The organism is Candidatus Avelusimicrobium aviculae (assembly GCF_949292495.1).
GTDB lineage: Bacteria > Elusimicrobiota > Elusimicrobia > Elusimicrobiales > Elusimicrobiaceae > Avelusimicrobium > Avelusimicrobium aviculae.
Genome location: NZ_CASEZB010000016.1, coordinates 1 through 17027, shown reverse-complemented (window position 1 = coordinate 17027; position 17027 = coordinate 1). Strand labels below are relative to the sequence as shown.

General features: G+C 48.8%; 15 protein-coding genes and 1 other RNA gene. 7 read left to right on the top strand and 9 right to left on the bottom strand.

Translation table 11 applies throughout. The annotated features are described in order from the left end of the window. Positions 1–6: 6 nt before the first annotated feature. The 4 genes from ACQY33_RS03480 to ACQY33_RS03465 form a co-directional block, all read right to left on the bottom strand. Positions 7–993 (bottom strand): tetratricopeptide repeat protein, encoded by a 987-nt coding sequence (locus tag ACQY33_RS03480; RefSeq protein ID WP_428073978.1) that lies wholly within the window; start codon positions 991–993, stop codon positions 7–9. After that, positions 990–1475: a signal peptidase II gene (gene lspA, locus ACQY33_RS03475; RefSeq protein ID WP_428073976.1), complete on the bottom strand. Its 486-nt coding sequence runs from the start codon at positions 1473–1475 to the stop codon at positions 990–992. The genes ACQY33_RS03480 and lspA overlap by 4 nt, the downstream gene beginning before the upstream one ends. Then, complete coding sequence (gene ileS, locus ACQY33_RS03470) at positions 1468–4296, bottom strand: isoleucine--tRNA ligase (RefSeq protein WP_428073975.1); 2829 nt, start codon at positions 4294–4296, stop codon at positions 1468–1470. Before ileS ends, lspA begins: the two co-directional genes overlap by 8 nt. 77 nt (positions 4297–4373) lie before the next feature. Next, positions 4374–4760 carry a metal-dependent transcriptional regulator gene (locus tag ACQY33_RS03465; protein ID WP_428073973.1) on the bottom strand — a complete coding sequence of 129 codons (387 nt, stop codon included), beginning with the start codon at positions 4758–4760 and terminating at the stop codon, positions 4374–4376. A 121-nt stretch (positions 4761–4881) separates the two neighbouring features. Between ACQY33_RS03465 and gdhA the strand changes: the two genes are divergently transcribed. Then, complete coding sequence (gdhA, locus tag ACQY33_RS03460) at positions 4882–6231, top strand: NADP-specific glutamate dehydrogenase (protein ID WP_428073971.1); 1350 nt, start codon at positions 4882–4884, stop codon at positions 6229–6231. A gap of 66 nt (positions 6232–6297) precedes the next feature. Here the strand turns inward: gdhA and ACQY33_RS03455 are convergent, their stop codons facing one another. Continuing rightward, positions 6298–7563 carry a dicarboxylate/amino acid:cation symporter gene (locus tag ACQY33_RS03455; protein WP_428073969.1) on the bottom strand — a complete coding sequence of 422 codons (1266 nt, stop codon included), beginning with the start codon at positions 7561–7563 and terminating at the stop codon, positions 6298–6300. 119 nt (positions 7564–7682) lie between these two features. On the opposite strand from ACQY33_RS03455, the gene ACQY33_RS03450 reads away from it, so the two are divergent. Both ACQY33_RS03450 and rnpB read left to right on the top strand, forming a co-directional pair. Then, a complete protein-coding gene (locus ACQY33_RS03450) occupies positions 7683–8267 on the top strand; it encodes a ribonuclease HI family protein (protein ID WP_428073967.1) in 585 nt (194 codons plus the stop codon). 68 nt (positions 8268–8335) lie between these two features. Beyond that, an RNA gene (gene rnpB / locus ACQY33_RS03445) (RNase P RNA component class A) lies at positions 8336–8681 on the top strand. A 44-nt stretch (positions 8682–8725) separates the two neighbouring features. Here the strand turns inward: rnpB and ACQY33_RS03440 are convergent. The 3 genes from ACQY33_RS03440 to rsmI are packed head-to-tail and all read right to left on the bottom strand — an operon-like array spanning position 8726 to position 11029. Further along, on the bottom strand, positions 8726–9709 hold the full coding sequence (locus ACQY33_RS03440) for a sensor histidine kinase (RefSeq protein ID WP_428073965.1): 984 nt from the start codon (positions 9707–9709) through the stop codon (positions 8726–8728). A gap of 8 nt (positions 9710–9717) precedes the next feature. After that, a complete protein-coding gene (locus ACQY33_RS03435) occupies positions 9718–10350 on the bottom strand; it encodes an L-threonylcarbamoyladenylate synthase (protein ID WP_428073963.1) in 633 nt (210 codons plus the stop codon). Then, positions 10331–11029, bottom strand: a complete 699-nt coding sequence (gene rsmI, locus ACQY33_RS03430; protein ID WP_428073961.1) for a 16S rRNA (cytidine(1402)-2'-O)-methyltransferase — start codon at positions 11027–11029, stop codon at positions 10331–10333. Before rsmI ends, ACQY33_RS03435 begins: the two co-directional genes overlap by 20 nt. 142 nt (positions 11030–11171) lie before the next feature. Between rsmI and ACQY33_RS03425 the strand changes: the two genes are divergently transcribed. The 4 genes from ACQY33_RS03425 (at position 11172) to ACQY33_RS03410 (ending at position 16247) form a co-directional block, all read left to right on the top strand. Beyond that, positions 11172–12638 (top strand): YfcC family protein, encoded by a 1467-nt coding sequence (locus tag ACQY33_RS03425; RefSeq protein ID WP_428073959.1) that lies wholly within the window; start codon positions 11172–11174, stop codon positions 12636–12638. 114 nt (positions 12639–12752) lie between these two features. Beyond that, positions 12753–14144 (top strand): YfcC family protein, encoded by a 1392-nt coding sequence (locus ACQY33_RS03420; protein ID WP_428073957.1) that lies wholly within the window; start codon positions 12753–12755, stop codon positions 14142–14144. Between the two features lie 50 nt (positions 14145–14194). Next, entirely contained in the window at positions 14195–15655 is a 1461-nt protein-coding gene (locus ACQY33_RS03415; RefSeq protein ID WP_428073955.1) for a sodium:solute symporter family protein, read from the top strand. Further along, positions 15621–16247, top strand: a complete 627-nt coding sequence (locus ACQY33_RS03410) for a thiamine diphosphokinase (protein WP_428073953.1) — start codon at positions 15621–15623, stop codon at positions 16245–16247. The genes ACQY33_RS03415 and ACQY33_RS03410 overlap by 35 nt, the downstream gene beginning before the upstream one ends. 188 nt (positions 16248–16435) lie before the next feature. On the opposite strand, the gene ACQY33_RS03405 is transcribed toward ACQY33_RS03410, so the two are convergent. Continuing rightward, positions 16436–17027, bottom strand: a 592-nt coding sequence (locus ACQY33_RS03405) for a hypothetical protein (RefSeq protein ID WP_428073951.1), incomplete at its 5' end; no start/stop codon positions are given.

The following is a 17027-nucleotide window of genomic DNA, read 5'->3' as shown; positions in this document are numbered from 1 at the left end:
TTCCTTTTATTCAGCTAAAAAGCGCCGCGCCACCACGTTTTTACGTCCGGCTTCGGTACTCATCATTTTCATTTTATAATTGTATTTGGCGGCATTGGCCGGGTCCAGCTTGCGGGCCACTAAATAGTTGGCCACGGCGGAGGGCGGGTCTTCCAGCGCCAGCATATCCCCCATCAGCTCATAAGCGGGAACATAGCGGCTGGCTAATTCTTTGGTCCTGGAAAGCATGCCTAACGCTTGATCCGTTTCCCCTTGCAAGAATAGAAGCTCGGCCATATAATAGTAAGCCAAGGCATAAGAAGGCTGTAACCCCACCGCCTGTTGGAAATCTTCCATGGCGTTGGCATAATATTTAAGTTTCATGAAAGCGCGTCCGCGTTCCAACAAAGCGCGCGCGTCAGGCCCTTTTAAACGAAGCAGCTCCGTATAATCATCTAAAGCGGCTTCATAATCTCCCATAGAGAAATAAGCCAATCCCCGGTTTAAAAACAGGTTGGGATAGTCCTGCCGGATATTATAAGCGCGGGCAAAGCTGCCTAAAGATTCCGCCACTTTACCCTGTTGGTAATAAGCAACGCCTAAATTCATCCAAGCCAAAAAATAGTTGGGCCGGATATTGGTGGCGCGCTGCAAATAATAAACCGCGTCCGCATAACGCCCCATATCTAACAATAGCGCCCCTAAATTATTGTATGCTTCGGGCACATTGGGAGCCCCTTTAATGGCGGCCTCATAATCTTGCTGGGCCATTTCTTGGTTTTTGCGGCGTTCTTTGCTGGTTTTGGCGGGAAGGCGTTCCAATAAAATACCCCGGTTGGTGTGGGCGGCAATATTATCAGGATCTTGTTTGAGAAGAGTTGTATATAAGCGGATAGCTTTGGGAAAGTCCCCCTTATCCGTAGCCAGCTGAGCCTGCTGAAAGAGACGCTGCTCCTTAGAAGAACAAGCTGCCAGCATGAGTAATGAAATGGCAAGAAGTAAACACTTTTTCATTTTTCCTCCCCGGGATGCAAAAAGAGTAAAGACACCGCTAAAAACACCCCGCCAACCGTGATAAAAGAGTCTGCTATATTAAATACCGGCCACACCCGAAAATCCAAAAAATCTACCACAAAACCTAACTTTATTCTATCATAAAGATTGCCCACCGCACCGGCAAATATAAACAATGCCCCCCATTTGGCTAAAGCCCCGGCGGAGGCAATTTCTTTCCAGCTGTACGCCAAATAAGCCAAAACGGCCAGCATAATCCATATCAAAAGCAAATTGCCGTTTTGCATTAAGCCAAAAGCCATGCCGGTGTTTTCCACATAATGCAGGCGGAAATACTCAAAAAAATTGACATCTTTATCCTGCAAATAACTTAACGCCCAGTTTTTACTGGCCCGGTCCGCCGCCACAATCAGCGCGCCGCACATCCATACCGCTTTGTTGCGCGCCAACCAAGTTTTTAAGCGGGCCCAAGCGTTAGACACCAGCCGTCTCCTCTTGCTCTACGGTTAAGCCTTCTTTTTCCAATACAGCCGCGCAGCGGGCGCACAAATCCGCGTGTTTGGGGTTTGCGCCAACATCTTCTTTCCACTGCCAGCAACGGGGGCATTTTTCTCCCGGGGCGTGTACGGCTTCTATATTCAGTTCACCGGCGCCGTCTTTTACTTCCACCGCGGACACAATGGCAATCTCCGGCCACAGGTTTTGGGTTTCTTCCAAGAACGCTTTCATGTCCGGGTTATCGGTTTTAAAAATAACCTTCGCTTCTAACGAAGCCCCTATCACGCCTTTTTGGCGGGCGTCTTCCAGTTCTTTTTGCACCAAATCACGTATATCACGGATTTTGTTCCATTTTTCTTCCAGTTTCACATCCGGCACCATAGAGGCATTACGCGGCATATTGGAAAGGAAAATACTTTCCGGCAAGTCCTTCCCGGCCGGGATAGAGCGCAGCACCTGCCACGCTTCTTCCGCCGTAAAAGAAAGCACCGGCGCCATTAACTGCAACAAGGCTTTTACAATTTCCGCCAGCGTGGTTTGCGCGCTGCGGCGGGAGTGTGAAGAAGCCCCCAGCGTATATAAACGGTCTTTGGAAGCGTCCAACATAAAAGAAGACAAATCCAAAATACAGAAATTGGCTATGCTGCGCATGGCATGGCGAAAGTTAAAGGTGTCATACCCTTTATGCACTTCTTGGATTAACGCGTCCAGCCGGCCCAGCATGTATTGGTCCATTTCCGTCAAATCGGCCGCGGCCACCGCGTGTTTGGCGGGTTCATAATCAAACAAATTGCCCAGCGCATAGCGGATTGTGTTGCGCAATTTGCGGTAAGTATCCACCGGGCCGCCTAAAATTTCATCAGAAATGCGCACGTCTTCCTGATAGTCCGCAAAAGCCACCCACAGGCGTAAAATATCCGCGCCGAATTTGCTGATTACGTCTTCCGGCGCTACGCTGTTGCCCAAGGATTTGTGCATGGGGCGGCCTTGCTGGTCCAGCACCATGCCGTGCGTGACAATGGTTTTAAACGGAGGCACTCCCTCCAGCGTAAAAGAAGGAATATAAGAACTTTGGAACCAGCCGCGGTGCTGGTCAGACCCTTCGGAATACACATCCGCCGGGAAATCCAACCCGCGGTCTTTTAACACGGCCGCCCAGGAAACGCCGGAGTCCAGCCAAACGTCCAAAATATCCGTTTCTTTGCGAAACTCGTGAGAACCGCATTCACAGCTATAGCCCTGCGGGACCAACTTTTCCACGGGGTCAATAAACCAAAAATCGGACCCTTCTTTCATGGCGCGCTCTTTGATAAAAGAGAACAGCTCATGGTTGATTTGCGCTTTGCCGCATTTCTTACAATACAAAATGGTTACCGGAGTACCCCAGAAACGCTGGCGGGACAAACACCAATCCGGCCGAAGCCCAATCATGGCGCGCATGCGTTCTTCCCCGCCGGCGGGGTAAAATTTTACGTCCTTTAAGCCGGCTTGCAATTTTTCACGCAGGCCGTCTTTGTCAATGCTCATAAACCATTGTTCCGTAGCGCGGAAAATAATGGGGTTGTGGCAGCGCCAGCAGTGCGGATAGCTGTGGGTGATTTTCTGTTCTTTAATTAAAGAACCCAGCTCTTCCAATTTTTTAACCATTAAGGGGTTGGCGTCAAAAACGTGCATGCCCTCAAACACGCCCGCTTCTTTGGTATAGCAGCCCTTTTCGTCCACCGGGCAGAATACGTCCAGCCCCCATTGTTTTCCGGCGCGGAAGTCGTCCTCCCCGTGGCCGGGGGCAATATGCACAATACCCACCCCGGCGTCCATGGTTACAAAGTCCGTCCAAATAACGGGGTTTTCTTTACCGTTAAGCGGGTGAATATATTTAAGGCCCACTAATTTTTCCCCGGGCACTTTGCCTACTTGAGCGGCTTCCAGCCCGGTGTTTTTAATAAATTCTTCGGCCAGCTTTTCAGCCACCACATAATACTCCCCGGTGTGGGCGTCTTTTAAAATGGCGTAATCTTCCGTATTGGACACGGCGGCCGCCATGTTGGAGGGAATCGTCCACGGGGTGGTGGTCCAAATACCTAAAGAAACGGGTTTGGAAAAGTCCAAATCGCCAAAAACTTCAGCGGTAGGATGGGCTAATTTAAAACGTAAATAAATAGAGGTGGATTCCACGTCTTTATATTCGGTTTCCGCGTCCGCCAGGGCCGTTTCGCAATGGGAACACCAGGTAATGGTTTTTTGGCCTTTATAGATATACCCTTTTTCAATCAAATCCAAAAACACGCCGATGGTAATGCCTTCATAGCGCGGGGCCATGGTAAGGTATGGGTTGCCCCAATCCCCCTGTACGCCTAGGCGTTTAAAATCTTGGCGTTGGATATCAATAAATTTGGAAGCAAATTCACGCGCCTTTTTACGGAAAGAGGGCACGTCCGTAATATGTTTCTTGTCTTGTTTAAGCTCTTTTAATAAGGCTTGTTCAATGGGCAGGCCATGGCAGTCCCACCCCGGGACATAGGGCGTATAGTGCCCGGTCATCGCGCGGCTTTTTAAAATAATATCCTTAATGGTTTTGTCCATTGCATGACCGATGTGGATTTTCCCGTTGGCGTAGGGCGGCCCGTCGTGCAGAATAAAATGTTCGCCGGCTTCATTCTTTTTAAGCATGGCTTCATAAAGATTCATTTCTTGCCAAAACTCTAAGATTTTAGGTTCTTTCTGCGCCAGGCCCGCGCGCATAGGGAATTCAGTCTGCGGCAGCAGCACGGTATGGGAATATTTATTTTTATTGTTTTTTGCCATGAGAGTACACTCCCGTTGATTAAGGATATATTTTCATTATACGAAATATTGAGAGAGGAAAACACGTGCCGGAAATGTTATTTCTTCCCGGTTTGTTTATGCAGATAATCGTGCAGTTTTTCCAAGGTTTCACGGCTTACGGTATGTTCCATTTTGCAGGCGTCAATATCGGCCGTTTTGGGGCTTACGCCGATAACTTGCGTTAAAAACCGGCTTAAAATGGCGTGGCGTTTTTTTACGTCCTCAGCGGCGCGGCGGCCTTTGGCGGTAAGTTCCACGCCCTGATACGGCTCATGCGTCAAATACCCTTCTTTGGCAAGCGCGTTTACCGCTCCGGTTACGCTGGGGGTTTTTACGCCCAGCATATCGCGTATATCGGTAATGCGGGCGCGGCCGTTTTCATCAGCCGCCAGAGAAATAGCCTCTAAATAATCTTCCATATTAGACGAAAGTTTACGCGCCATAACGCCCCCAATATTTAGCCTTTCTAACTTTTGTTATATCATAAAAAACACCCCCTCGGCAACCGCTTGCACAAAAGTAAAATGGTGTTATAATAAAAGTATCACCAAACAGGAGGGAACTATGGACAGCAAAACCTATGCCGCCGAGTTTTTGGAATACGTTGCTAAAAAAGACCCGGCACAAAAAGTTTTTCACCAAGCCGTTAAAGAAGTGGTTTCCAGCCTTACCCCCGTTTTACAGCAGCACCCCCTATATATTAAAGAACGCATTTTGGAACGAATCACCGAGCCGGAACGCATTATTATTTTCCGCGTGCCTTGGCAAGATGACAAAGGTGAAATCCACGTAAACCGCGGTTTTCGCGTGCAGTATAACAGTGCGCTGGGTCCGTATAAAGGCGGGATGCGCTTTCACAGCACGGTAAACCAAGACGTACTAAAATTTTTAGGCTTTGAACAGGTTTTTAAAAACAGTTTAACAACGCTTCCCTTAGGAGGAGGCAAAGGCGGCAGTGATTTTGACACCCGCGGCAAGTCAGACAGCGAAGTAATGCGCTTTTGCCATTCTTTTATTAACGAGCTGTACCACCACATCGGCTACCATACCGATATCCCCGCCGGGGACCTGGGCTGCGGCGCCCGGGAAATAGGCTATATGTTTGGCCAATATAAAAAATTAACCAATGACTTTACCGGCGCTTTCACCGGCAAAAAACCCAACTGGGGCGGCAGCTTGCTTCGCCCGGAGGCCACCGGTTACGGCGTGGCCTATTTTGCCCAGAACATGCTGCAAAACAAAGGCGACAGTTTAGAGAAAAAAACCTGCATTATTTCCGGCACGGGCAATGTGGGCATTTACGCCATGGAAAAACTCACCCAGCTGGGCGCCAAAGTGGTGGGCTTTATGGATTATGACGGCAGTGTGTACGACCCGGATGGCGTAAACGAAGAAAAACTGGCTTTCTTAAAAGATTTGGTATTTGTGCGCCGCGGCAGTTTAAAAGAATACGGGCAAAAATTTAAAGCGGCGCATTTCCGCCCCGGCAAAAAGACATGGGACATCCCCTGTGATTTGGCCTTCCCCACGGCCTGCGAAAACGAACTGCAGGCCGAAGATGCCAAAACCCTGGCTTTAAACGGCTGCAAAGGCGTGTGTGAAGGTTCCAACATGCCTTGCACACCAGAGGCAATAGACATTATCAAAGAGAATAAAATGCTGTACTCTCCCGGAAAAGCGGCTAATGCGGGCGGGGTGGCCGTATCCGGGCTGGAGATGACCCAAAACAGCATGCGCGTGTACTGGACGCGCGAAGAGGTGGACCAATACCTCCGCCGCATTATGAACAGCATCCACTCCAACTGTTTGGAAGCCGCCGCCCAATACGGCATGCCCGGCGATTACATGGCCGGGGCCAATATTTTTGGCTTTAAAAAAGTGGCGGACGCCATGATAGACCAAGGTTTAGTATAAACACCACCCCCAAAAATAAAACCCCGGCTGCGCAACAGCCGGGGTTTTACCGTTTATTTAAAAACATTAGCCTATGCGTATCCCTTGCGGGTTGCTGGGCTGGGAGGGTTCCTCCTGCGCCGGCAAGGCAACCGGCTGCACCGGGCGGCGGGAATAGAGTTTATCCACAATCACCGCTATGGCCCCGTCCCCCGTTACATTGCAAGCCGTGCCAAAAGAGTCCATGGCAATATACAAGGCAATCATCAGGCCCAGTTCGGCCTCGCCAAAACCCAGCATGCTCTGCAAAATACCCAACGCCGCCATAATGGCCCCGCCGGGCACGCCGGGCGCGGCCACCATGGTAATGCCCAGCATAAAAATAAATCCCGCATATTGGGCAAAGTGGAGAGGCTGGCCCGTCATTAAGAAAATAGCCATGGAACAAGCGACGATTTTCATGGTGCTGCCAGACAAGTGAATCGTGGCGCACAGCGGCACCACAAAACCGGCGATTTCCTTTTTAACCCCCAGCTTTTCCACTTGTTTTAAATTGACCGGTATCGTGGCGGCGGAAGACTGCGTGCCCAAAGCCGTCATATAAGAAACCATCATGGTTTTAAGCATAAAGAAAGGGTTTTTCCCGGCGATAATACCCGCCAATAAAAATTGCAAAAACAACATAACCACCGTAATGCCAAAAATAAGCACAATAATCTTGGCAAACACGCCCAGCACCGTGGCCACTTGGCCGCCTACCGTCATGTTTAAGAAAATGCCAAAAATATACAAAGGCAGTACGGGTATGATAACGGATACGATCACCCGGTCTATAATGTCCCTAAAATCCTGTAAAGCGCCTTTTAAACGCGTGCCGGGAATAGAAGCCATGCCCAGCCCCAGCGTAAAAGCCAATACCAAAGCGGCCATCACGTCCATCATAGGAGGCATGGGGATAGAAAAATAAGCTTTTAACGCCACCGCCTCCCCAAAAGAGGTCATTCTGTCCGCGGCCGTAATTAAGCTGGGGTAAGTAAGGTCCGCCACCGCATAGCTGAAAAAACCGGAAAACAGCGTAAACCCATACGCAAGCGCCGTGGTAATAAACAACAGTTTGCCGGCGCTGCGGCCCAGTTCGGCAATGCCGGGCGCCACTAAACCAATAATTAACAAAGGAATAATAAAACCTAAGAAGTTGCCAAAAATACCGTTAATGGTTATAAAAAAGCGGGTCAGCCAATCCGGGAAGAACAACCCGCACACAATCCCCGCTATGATAGCGGCGATCACCGCGGGCAAAAGTCCCCATTTAAGCCGCAGTTTAAGCAGTTTTCTCTTTTTGAATTTAAACATTTATTTTTCTCTCTTTCATTTATAAAATAACTTTTTTATTATACGAAATATCCAGCCCTCCGGCTTGTTTTTTACACAGCGGCGCGCGGAACAAACGGGATATTTGCTAAAATAACTATATGAAAGTAAAGATAAACATAGACGGCGGAAGCCGCGGAAACCCCGGTCCGGGGGCTTCGGCCTACGTTATCAAAAATCCGGAAGGAAAATTACTGGCCCAGGAAGGGCATTTTTTGGCGCATTGCACCAATAATCATGCCGAATTTACCGCCCTTAAACGCGCGGCGCAAGCCTGCCTGCTGCTGGGCGCCACGGAATTGGATATCCGCTCGGACTCTTTACTTTTAGTGAAGCAATACTTAGGAGAATATAAAATCAAGAACCAAAATTTAAAAGAGCTGATTGACCAAATCCGCCAAATTACCGAAAATTTCAAAGCGGTGCATATTCAACATGTCCCGCGCGAACAAAATAAAGAAGCGGACGCTTTGGCCAACAAAGCCATGGACGCTAAGTGCGATGTGGGCTGCCCGCCCGCGCCAACAAATACACCAAAAACCAAAATCAATTCCGCCCCGACTGCGCCAGCCCGGCAGTCCGCCGCAATCAAAACGGCACAGCCTAAAACCGGAAAAACGGGGCAGAAAAAAGCGTCCAAACCCAAAAAAGGGCCTCAACAATTAGATTTGTTTGACGGTTTTTAACGGCCCCTTGCGCGCTTTTCACCTTAAGAAACAGCGCTTGCTTTTTTATAAAAAAAGCCGAAACTATTTACAACAGCCCAGATAGCCGCTCCCGGCCGTTTTAGGCTTAGGGGGAGGAACTTCCGGACTCCACAAGGCAGTGCGCCGCCCGAAAGGACGGGACGACGGGGCCATATCACCCCGTTGGACGGAAAGTGCAACAGAAAACAAACCGCCCGCAAGGGTAAGGGTGAAAAGGTGGGGTAAGAGCCCACCGCGTTTGCGGCAACGCAAACGGCACGGTAAACCCCGCACGGAGCAAGGCCAAGCCGGTCCACACGCTGCCCGCGTTCGTGACCAAGTAGGCCGCTTAGAGTAATGGCTATCCCGGCCCGCAAGGGCTGACAGAATCCGGGGTATAGGCTGTTAAAAAACCGCCGTGTGCAAACACGGCGGTTTTATTTTAACAGTAAAAACAACTAAGCGTTGGCTTGCGCTTCCTCACAGGGAGTCTTGCCCCCTACTTTTCCGCCCGGAGACAGCGGTACTTCAAACCAAAAAAAGGCTCCCTGCCCCAAGCCGGCGCTTTCCACCCCGATAATGCCGTTATGGGCATTAATAATTTCCTGGGCGATGGACAGCCCCAGCCCCCAGCCTTGTTTTTTTACGTTGCGGTCATTATCGGCTTGATGGAATTTTTGAAAGATTTTGCTCTTTTCCCCGTGGGAAATACCAGGCCCGTTGTCTGAGACGCAAAAGCGCAGTTTATCCCCCAACACAAAATAGCGCACTTCCACGCGCCCCCCCTGCGGGGCAAATTTTATGGAATTGCCCAACAAGTTGTTAATGGCCTGGGAAATGCGGAACCGGTCCGCGTAGACACAAATGTCAGTAGGATAATCATAGGTTACCAAAAAGATGCCTTTCTTCTGCGCATTGACCGTTTGCAAGGCAACCACATCGGCAATTAACGCGTTAAAAATAAAATTTTTAAAATCCATTTTAAACTTGCCGGACTCAATCATGGAAATATCCATCAGGTCCGCCATCAGCAGGTTCATATTGTCCGTGGCTTTAATAATATTGTTCAGGGCAATTTGGTCGTTATTTCCCCCGCCTTGCGGGTTATCCATCATCAGCACCGAGGTAAACCCCTGAATGGAAGAGAGCGGCTGGCGCAAATCATGCGCCACGATAGACATAAATTTGCTGCGTATTTCATTTAAGCGGCTTAGTTCCTGGTTGGAAAGACGCAATTTTTCCACCATGCCTTCCAATATGCCCACTTTGCCGGAAAGCTGCTGCTGCATACTGGCTATTTGCTGCTGATAGTTATGTTCCGCCTTCATAATGGTGCGGTTCATTTTCTTTAAAATAAACTTTTTGGTAATCCAATACGTAAATAAAGACAGCGTAGAGGCCACCAACAAAGAATAGGAAACAAACATTTCAAATGTATTCATAATACTCCCTAATCTATCTTTTCCCCAAGTACTTCTTCCAAAGCGCTCCGGGACACCGCCGCTTCGCGCAGCAGGCGGGGTTTCTTTTCAGCCAACGTAATAACGCTGGAAGCTACGGGGGACAGCGTCCCCCCCAAAAAAATAAAATCTGTTTTCCCGTCAAACGTGTTTAATAAATCCTCTTCCCGCGTAAGCGTGGGCTGGCCGTGCAAATTAGCGCTGGTGGAAGCCATAGGCGCCCCCATACAGGAAAGCAAACTCACCAAAAACTCATTGCCCGGAACCCGCAGCCCCAACGCCGCAAACCCGCGCAGCAACGCTTCCCCTTTGGGGCTGGGCGGTAAAATAATGGTTAACGCCCCGGGCCAAAAAGCTTGGGCCAATTTTTTAGCAGGTTCCTCCCATTGTACCACTTCTTGGGCCTGCCGCACCGTACCCGTTAATATTTGCAACGCGCTTACGGGCGGGCGGTTTTTAATTTCATACAGACGGGAAATGGATTTCTCATTAAACGCATTGGTGCCTATGCCGTATACGGTGTCCGTTGGGAACACCGCCACCGCCCCGGCGGTAATCTCCCGGGCGGCCCGGGTTATTAAATCGCTGGTCATTTCCCGTACGTTAAAAATCTGCGTTGTCATCGGGCTGTTCCTTATGGGGGCGGTCTATAATCATTACAAATTCCCCCTGCACTTTATTTTTTTTGGCTAAATTCTCTTCCAACTCGGCGGAGGTTCCCCTCAGCCATTCCTCATACACTTTGCTCAATTCCCGCGCCAAAATAACGGGCGTCTGCGGACCCAGCGTCTTGGCAATAAGGCCCAGCATTTTCACCACGCGGTAAGGGGACTCATAAATCACCACCGGGTTGCCTACGCCATAGGCGGTGGAAATCAATTTGGCGGCACGCCCCGGCTTGCGCGGCAAAAAGCCCAAAAAAGTAAAGGCCCCGCCCGTTATGCCGGCCCCCGCCAGCGCGCATGCCACCGCGCTGGGGCCCGGAAGAGAAGTTACTTTTACTCCCACAGCCAACGCTTCTTTAACCAGTTTCCAGCCCGGATCGGAAATACAGGGGGTGCCGCAGTCAGACACTAAGGCGCAATTTTTCCCGGCCTGCAAATGCTCCACGCAGCGGCGGATGGAAAAATCGTCATTTTCATTGTATCTAAAAAGCGGTTTGGAAATAGAAAAATGGGAAAGCAAAACCTGCGTACGGCGGGTATCTTCACACAGTACGGCGTCGCAATTTTTTAGCACGTCCAAAGCGCGCAAAGTAATATCTTGCAGGTTCCCAATGGGGGTAGGCACAATATACAACATATATTTAAGTATATAAAATAAACGCAACCCCGGCAGAAAAGCCCTTAAAAAGGCAAAATTTTTAAGCGTTTATACAGGGTTATTTTGTAAAATATTTAATTGTTATTTTATATATAAAAATTGAGGTTAACACAGAAAAGAAATGTCTAGAATTCTGTCCAAAATCAAACTGAATACCTTTGCCATTATTTTGGCAATTGTCGGCGTGGTAGCCGTTATGACGTGGATAGTTCCCAGCGGGGCCTATGACAAAATGGAAGTGGACGGGCGCCAAATAGTGGTGGCCGGGACATACCATTCCGTCCCCGCAAACCCCCAAGGTTTATTTGACGTATTAAAAGCCCCCGTGCAAGGTTTTTCCAACACGGCGGAAGTCATCGTGTTTTTGCTGTTTATAGGCGGGGTGCTTTCGGTAGTAGAAAAAACAGGCGCCATTGCGGCGGGTATTCAGGCGGCCAGCGCGTTTTTCCAGCGCCGGCCGAATTTGCGCTTTCTTTTCATCCCGCTTGGGATTATCACTTTCTCTTTATGCGGCGCCACCTTTGGCATGTGCGAAGAAGCCTTAATTTTTATTCCTATTTTTATCCCGCTGGCGCTTTCTTTAGGGTATGACTCCGCCTTGGGGACCGCCATTCCGTTTATCGGCGCGGGAGTAGGTTTTGCCGCTGCTTTCACCAACCCGTTTACCGTAGGCATCGCGCAGGGCATCGCCCAAGTGCCGCTGTATTCCGGTTTGGGATACCGCTTAATTATTTGGGCCATCTGCACCTGCGTGGTAATTACCTGGCTTTCTTTCTACGCGCGCAAAATACGCAAAAACCCGCAGGCCAGCCTAACTTATGAGTTTGACATAGAAAAACGCAAAGAGCTGAAACTAAACAAAGAAGAAACCCACATTACCCGCCGCCAAAAATGGGTGTTGTTGGCTTTTGGGCTGGGCATGGTGGGGTTAATTATCGGCGTATTAAAACCGCAGATATGCTCTTTTATTAAAGGCATGTGGGGCATTGATTTAATGCAAATGCTCCATTTGGAAGCTTCCGGCTGGTATATTACCGAAATTGCCGCCCTGTTCCTGGGAGTGGGTTTCTTATGCGGTATTTTGGGCCGCATGAAAATGAGCCAGTTTAATGATGCGTTCTTTGACGGGGTACGCGGCATGGCGGAAATTGCCGTACTGCTTTGCTTCGCGCAAGCCATCGTAATTATTGCCAATAACGGACATATCTTAGACACCATGCTAAACTGGATGTCTTCCGGCATTAAACATTTGCACCCGGTGTGCGCCTCCTGGGCCGCCATGATGCTGCAAACGGTGATAGACTTTTTTATCCCCTCCGGATCCGGCAAAGCCGTGCTGACCATGCCCATTTTGGCGCCGCTGGCGGACTTAATCGGCATTACCCGCCAAACGATGGTACTAGCTTTCCAACTGGGCGGAAGCTGGCTGAACATGGTAATACCTACGGACCCGGTAACCATTGCCGCCATCGGTTTTGCGCGCATCGCGTATGGCAAATGGCTAAAATGGATGTTGCCGCTTTTGCTGTTAATGTACGTGTTGTCTTTTATATTCTTAGTGCCGCCGTATTTAATGAAGTGGCAATAATTTTGATATCCCGCCGCAATTTTTTGGGGAAACCCTTGTTTGAGCCGGCGGGATATTTTTTATAGAAAAAGAAGTACCTTAACCCGTACTAAAAAGAGGAAAACAAAGAAAAAAATGAAAAAACTGCTGTGCAACACATACTTCCTGGTATTTGCCATTATGCTGCTTGTGGCGGCATTAACTTGGATTGTACCCACCGGCCAATACACCCGCGTGGAAGTAGACGGTAAAACATACGTGGAGGCCGGTTCCTACCATAAAGTGGCCCCCGCCCCGCAAGGTATAAGCGTATTAAAAGCCCCGGTGGAAGGGTTTACCCAATGCGCGGAAATCATTGCCTTTATTTTGGTGGTAGGCGCCTTGTTTACCGTGATAGACCGTACCGGCGCCATCAATACGGTCATTAAAAAAATCAGTTATTTCTTTTCCACCCACCCCCAATACAGGAAATTTTTTATTCCTTCCTGTATGTTTATGTTCTCGCTGTGCGGGGCTTTGTTTGGGATGGAAGAGGAAACGCTTATCTTTATCCCCATCTTTATCCCCCTAGCTATTTCTTTGGGATATGATACCGTGGTGGGGATGTCCATCCCGTTTATCGGGGCGTTTACGGGGTTTTCCTCCGCGTTTGTAAACCCGTTTACGGTGGGTATCGCCCAAACCATTGCCGAACTGCCTATGTATTCCGGCTGGGAGCTGCGCTTAGGGGTATGGTTTTTATTCACTTCCGTTGTGGCGGCGTTCTTTACCATTTACGGGGAACGGGTACGCAAAAACCCCACCAAAAGCTTAACCTACAAAATGGATTTGGAAAAACGCGCCGAATTACAAGTAATTAATGACGTGGTGGTGGACGACTCCTTCCGCCTAACCCGCGCGCACAAATTGGTGTTGGCCTCTTTTGCGCTGGGTATGGGGGTGTTGTTCTTCGGCATCATTAAATACCAGTGGTATATGACGGAAATTGCCGCCGTTTTCCTGGGCGTTACCATTGCCTCGGCTTATTTTGGCAAATTAAACATTAACCAAGCGACCGATGCCATTATCGCTGGCGCGCAGTCCATGGTAAGCGTATGTATTTTAATGGCGTTGGCGCGCTCTATTGTAATTGTAGCCACGAACGGATACATCTTGGATACGTTCCTGCACGCCATGACCAAAGGCATAGGTTCTTTGCCTTCTGTACTGGCGCCGCAGGCGATGTTCCTGATACAAACCGCGCTGAATTTCTTTATTGCTTCCGGCTCCGGCCAAGCGGTGCTGACTATGCCTATTATGATCCCACTGGGGGATTTGGTGGGCGTATCGCGCCAAGTGGTTATTTTGGCCTACCAGTTTGGGGAAGGCTGGGGAAACCCCATTATCCCCACCGCTCCGGTTACCATGGGCGCCTTGGCCCTGGCCGGAATTTCTTACCCCCAATGGGTCAAGTGGTTCTGTAAGTTGGAAATCATACTGATTGTGCTTTCCATGCTGGTGCTTATTCCGGCATATTATATTTGGTAAAATAATGGGGTCCGAAAGGACCCCATTTTTTATTAGTCAGGCAAAGCCTTATGTTACCCGAACTGACCACCCTCACCTATCTTTCCGCTTTGGACTGGGCCGTATTTTTTGCCATTTTGGCCCTTACCGCCGGGGTGGCCATCTACGGGAATTTGCGGTTAAAAAAAGGCGGAAACAAAGCGCTGGACTATTTGCTAATGGGCCGGCGGCTTACGCTCCCCCTGTTTGTAGCCACTTTGGTTGCCACGTGGTATGGCGGCATTTTTGGCGTAAACGAAATTACGTTTAATTACGGCATTTACAATTTTGTAACCCAAGGGGCTTTTTGGTACATAGCTTATCTGATTTTTGCATTTTTTATTGCGGGAAAAATCGCGAAATACAACTCCCTCACCCTGCCTGATTTGGCGGGAAGTATGTTTGGCCCACGGGCAAGCAAAGTGGCGGCGGTATTTACGTTTTTTTATATCACCCCTATTGCGTACGCGCTTAGCTTGGGCATGTTTTTAAATATGGTGTTTGGCATAAGCATATTGAGCGGAATGATTTACGGAACGCTGTTTGCGTGTTTGTACTCTGTTTGGGGCGGGTTTAAAAGCGTGGTGTTTTCAGACCTAGTACAGTTTTTTGTAATGTGCATTTCCGTACTGCTAGTGGTGTTATTTTCCATACATACGTTTGGCGGAATGGAATTTTTAAAGGCTAATTTGCCGGCAAGCCATTTTTCTATTACGGGCGGGAATGGAATCATGAACACCCTTATTTGGGGCTTTATTGCCCTTTCCGCCTTAATTGACCCCAGCTTTTACCAACGCTGTTTTGCCGCCCAGTCCCCCTCCGTAGTAAAAAAAGGAATCATCATTTCCACCTGTATTTGGTTTTGTTTTGATTTGTGCACTACGGCGGGTTCTTTATACGCGAGGGCGGTTTTGCCGCAAGCCCAGCCGGGAGAAGCCTACTTTTTTTACGCCATACAATTATTGCCCAATGGGTTAAAAGGCTTTTTTGTGGCGGGGATTTTGGCGATTATTTTGTCCACATTAAATTCTTTCTTATTTATCGCGTCCAACACGCTGAGTTTTGACTTACTCAGAACCCGGTTTAAAAACGTGGTGTTCTCCAACCGCGTTGCGCTGTTTGTGGTGGGCGGGCTGGCTGTCTTTATGGCGGGGATATTCCATGGCAGTTTTAAAGAGATTTGGCTGACGTTGGGCTCTTATTTTTCCGCCTGTTTGCTGGCGCCTATTTTAATGGGCTATATTTTCCCCGGGAAAATATCGGACAACCAATTTGTTTTGGCTTCTTTGTCCAGCGCGGCCGGTATGACCCTTTGGCGTTTTCTGCCACGCTGGCTGGCCGGAAATACGGATAACTGGCAAGCGGGCCTAAGCGGCGCGGCCCAAACGCTGGACCCGTTCTACATTGGGTTGGCCATTGGGCTGATAATTTTATTTATCATATGCTTGCAACAAAAAAATGAAAAAACAATTAAGCGCATTACTTATAGGTAACGGGCAGTGCCCGTCCCCGGAATTATTACAAAGATTAGCCGCAAAAGCAGATTTTATTTTGGCGGCGGACGGCGGCGCGCAAAAAGCCGCGCAGGCGGGCGTAACGCCGGATAAAATTATAGGGGATTTTGATTCCCTGGAACCCGCAAGCTGCTGGCCTAAAGAAAAACTGCTGCATATTCCCCGCCAAGATAACACGGATTTGGAAAAAGCCTTAGACTACCTGCAAGACAATCACTTTACCGCTGTCACCATTGTGGGCGGAACAGGCGGAAGGTGGGATTTTTCCATAGGCAATTTCCTTTCCGCATATCCTTACTTAGACAAAATGGATATTTGCTTTGCGGCAGACAGCTGGCAAATTTTCCCCCTTATTAAACCCGCCCAAAAAACCGTCCGCCCCGGCACCAGGGTAAGCCTGATACCCGTTTCCCCTTGCCAAAACGTCACCCTAAAAGGGCTTAAATACCCGCTGGCAAACGCCCGGTTGGAACTGGGCCGCACCGGGCGCACCTTAAGCAACCTTTCCGTTCAAACGCAAATAGGCGTACACTTTACCAACGGATATTTGCTTTTATATATAGAAGATTAAAAAATAAGAACAACCAATTAAACCCGGGCTTTTTTAAGCCCGGGTTTTAAAATAATAAAATAAACACTCCGGCCAGCTCCCCCTGCGCAGTATTATTGCCCTATAAACACCCCTGAAACGAGAACGGCCCCCCTTTTGGGGAGGCCGTTTCCTCTTTGCATAGTAAAGCAAGGAGGTCTCGTGAGAAATTACCAGCCGTTTTTTTCCACCTTATCAAGAACACATTTATGTCCCGGCCAGGCGTTAATCGTACATTCACAAATATCCCCATTGCGTTCCTCAATGAGTTTACACCCCCTGAAACCAACACCACTGGCATACTCATACCCTGAACCCAAACTATAGAAACAGTATGTATCCTGTGGTTCTCCGGTACCAAGATACATTACAGAACAACTTCGACCTTTTACACTACTACTATCATTACCAGGACAACGCACCATAGAAGAAGCAGAAGAGTTAACAATATCTGGATAAACAGACTTATATGTCAAGGCCTTATTGGAAGTACATCTTTCGGCGCCAGCAGTTAGAACATCATACGCATTATAAGTCACTGTAGTATTTACAGGAACACTTGTTCTCGGCCCCCATGCATAAGTTTTTTTCCAACAAATCTCATCCGTATCAGGAGTACCAGGACAACATTCCGCTTTATGGCTGGCTTTGTAGGCGGCATTGGAACAGTCCTGGGCGGAACATTCTTTATCCCAAGCTCCCCACTTGCAAGTAGCCGTATTGCAAGTCCGTCTGCGATAAGTTCCATCTGGGCATTTTTCT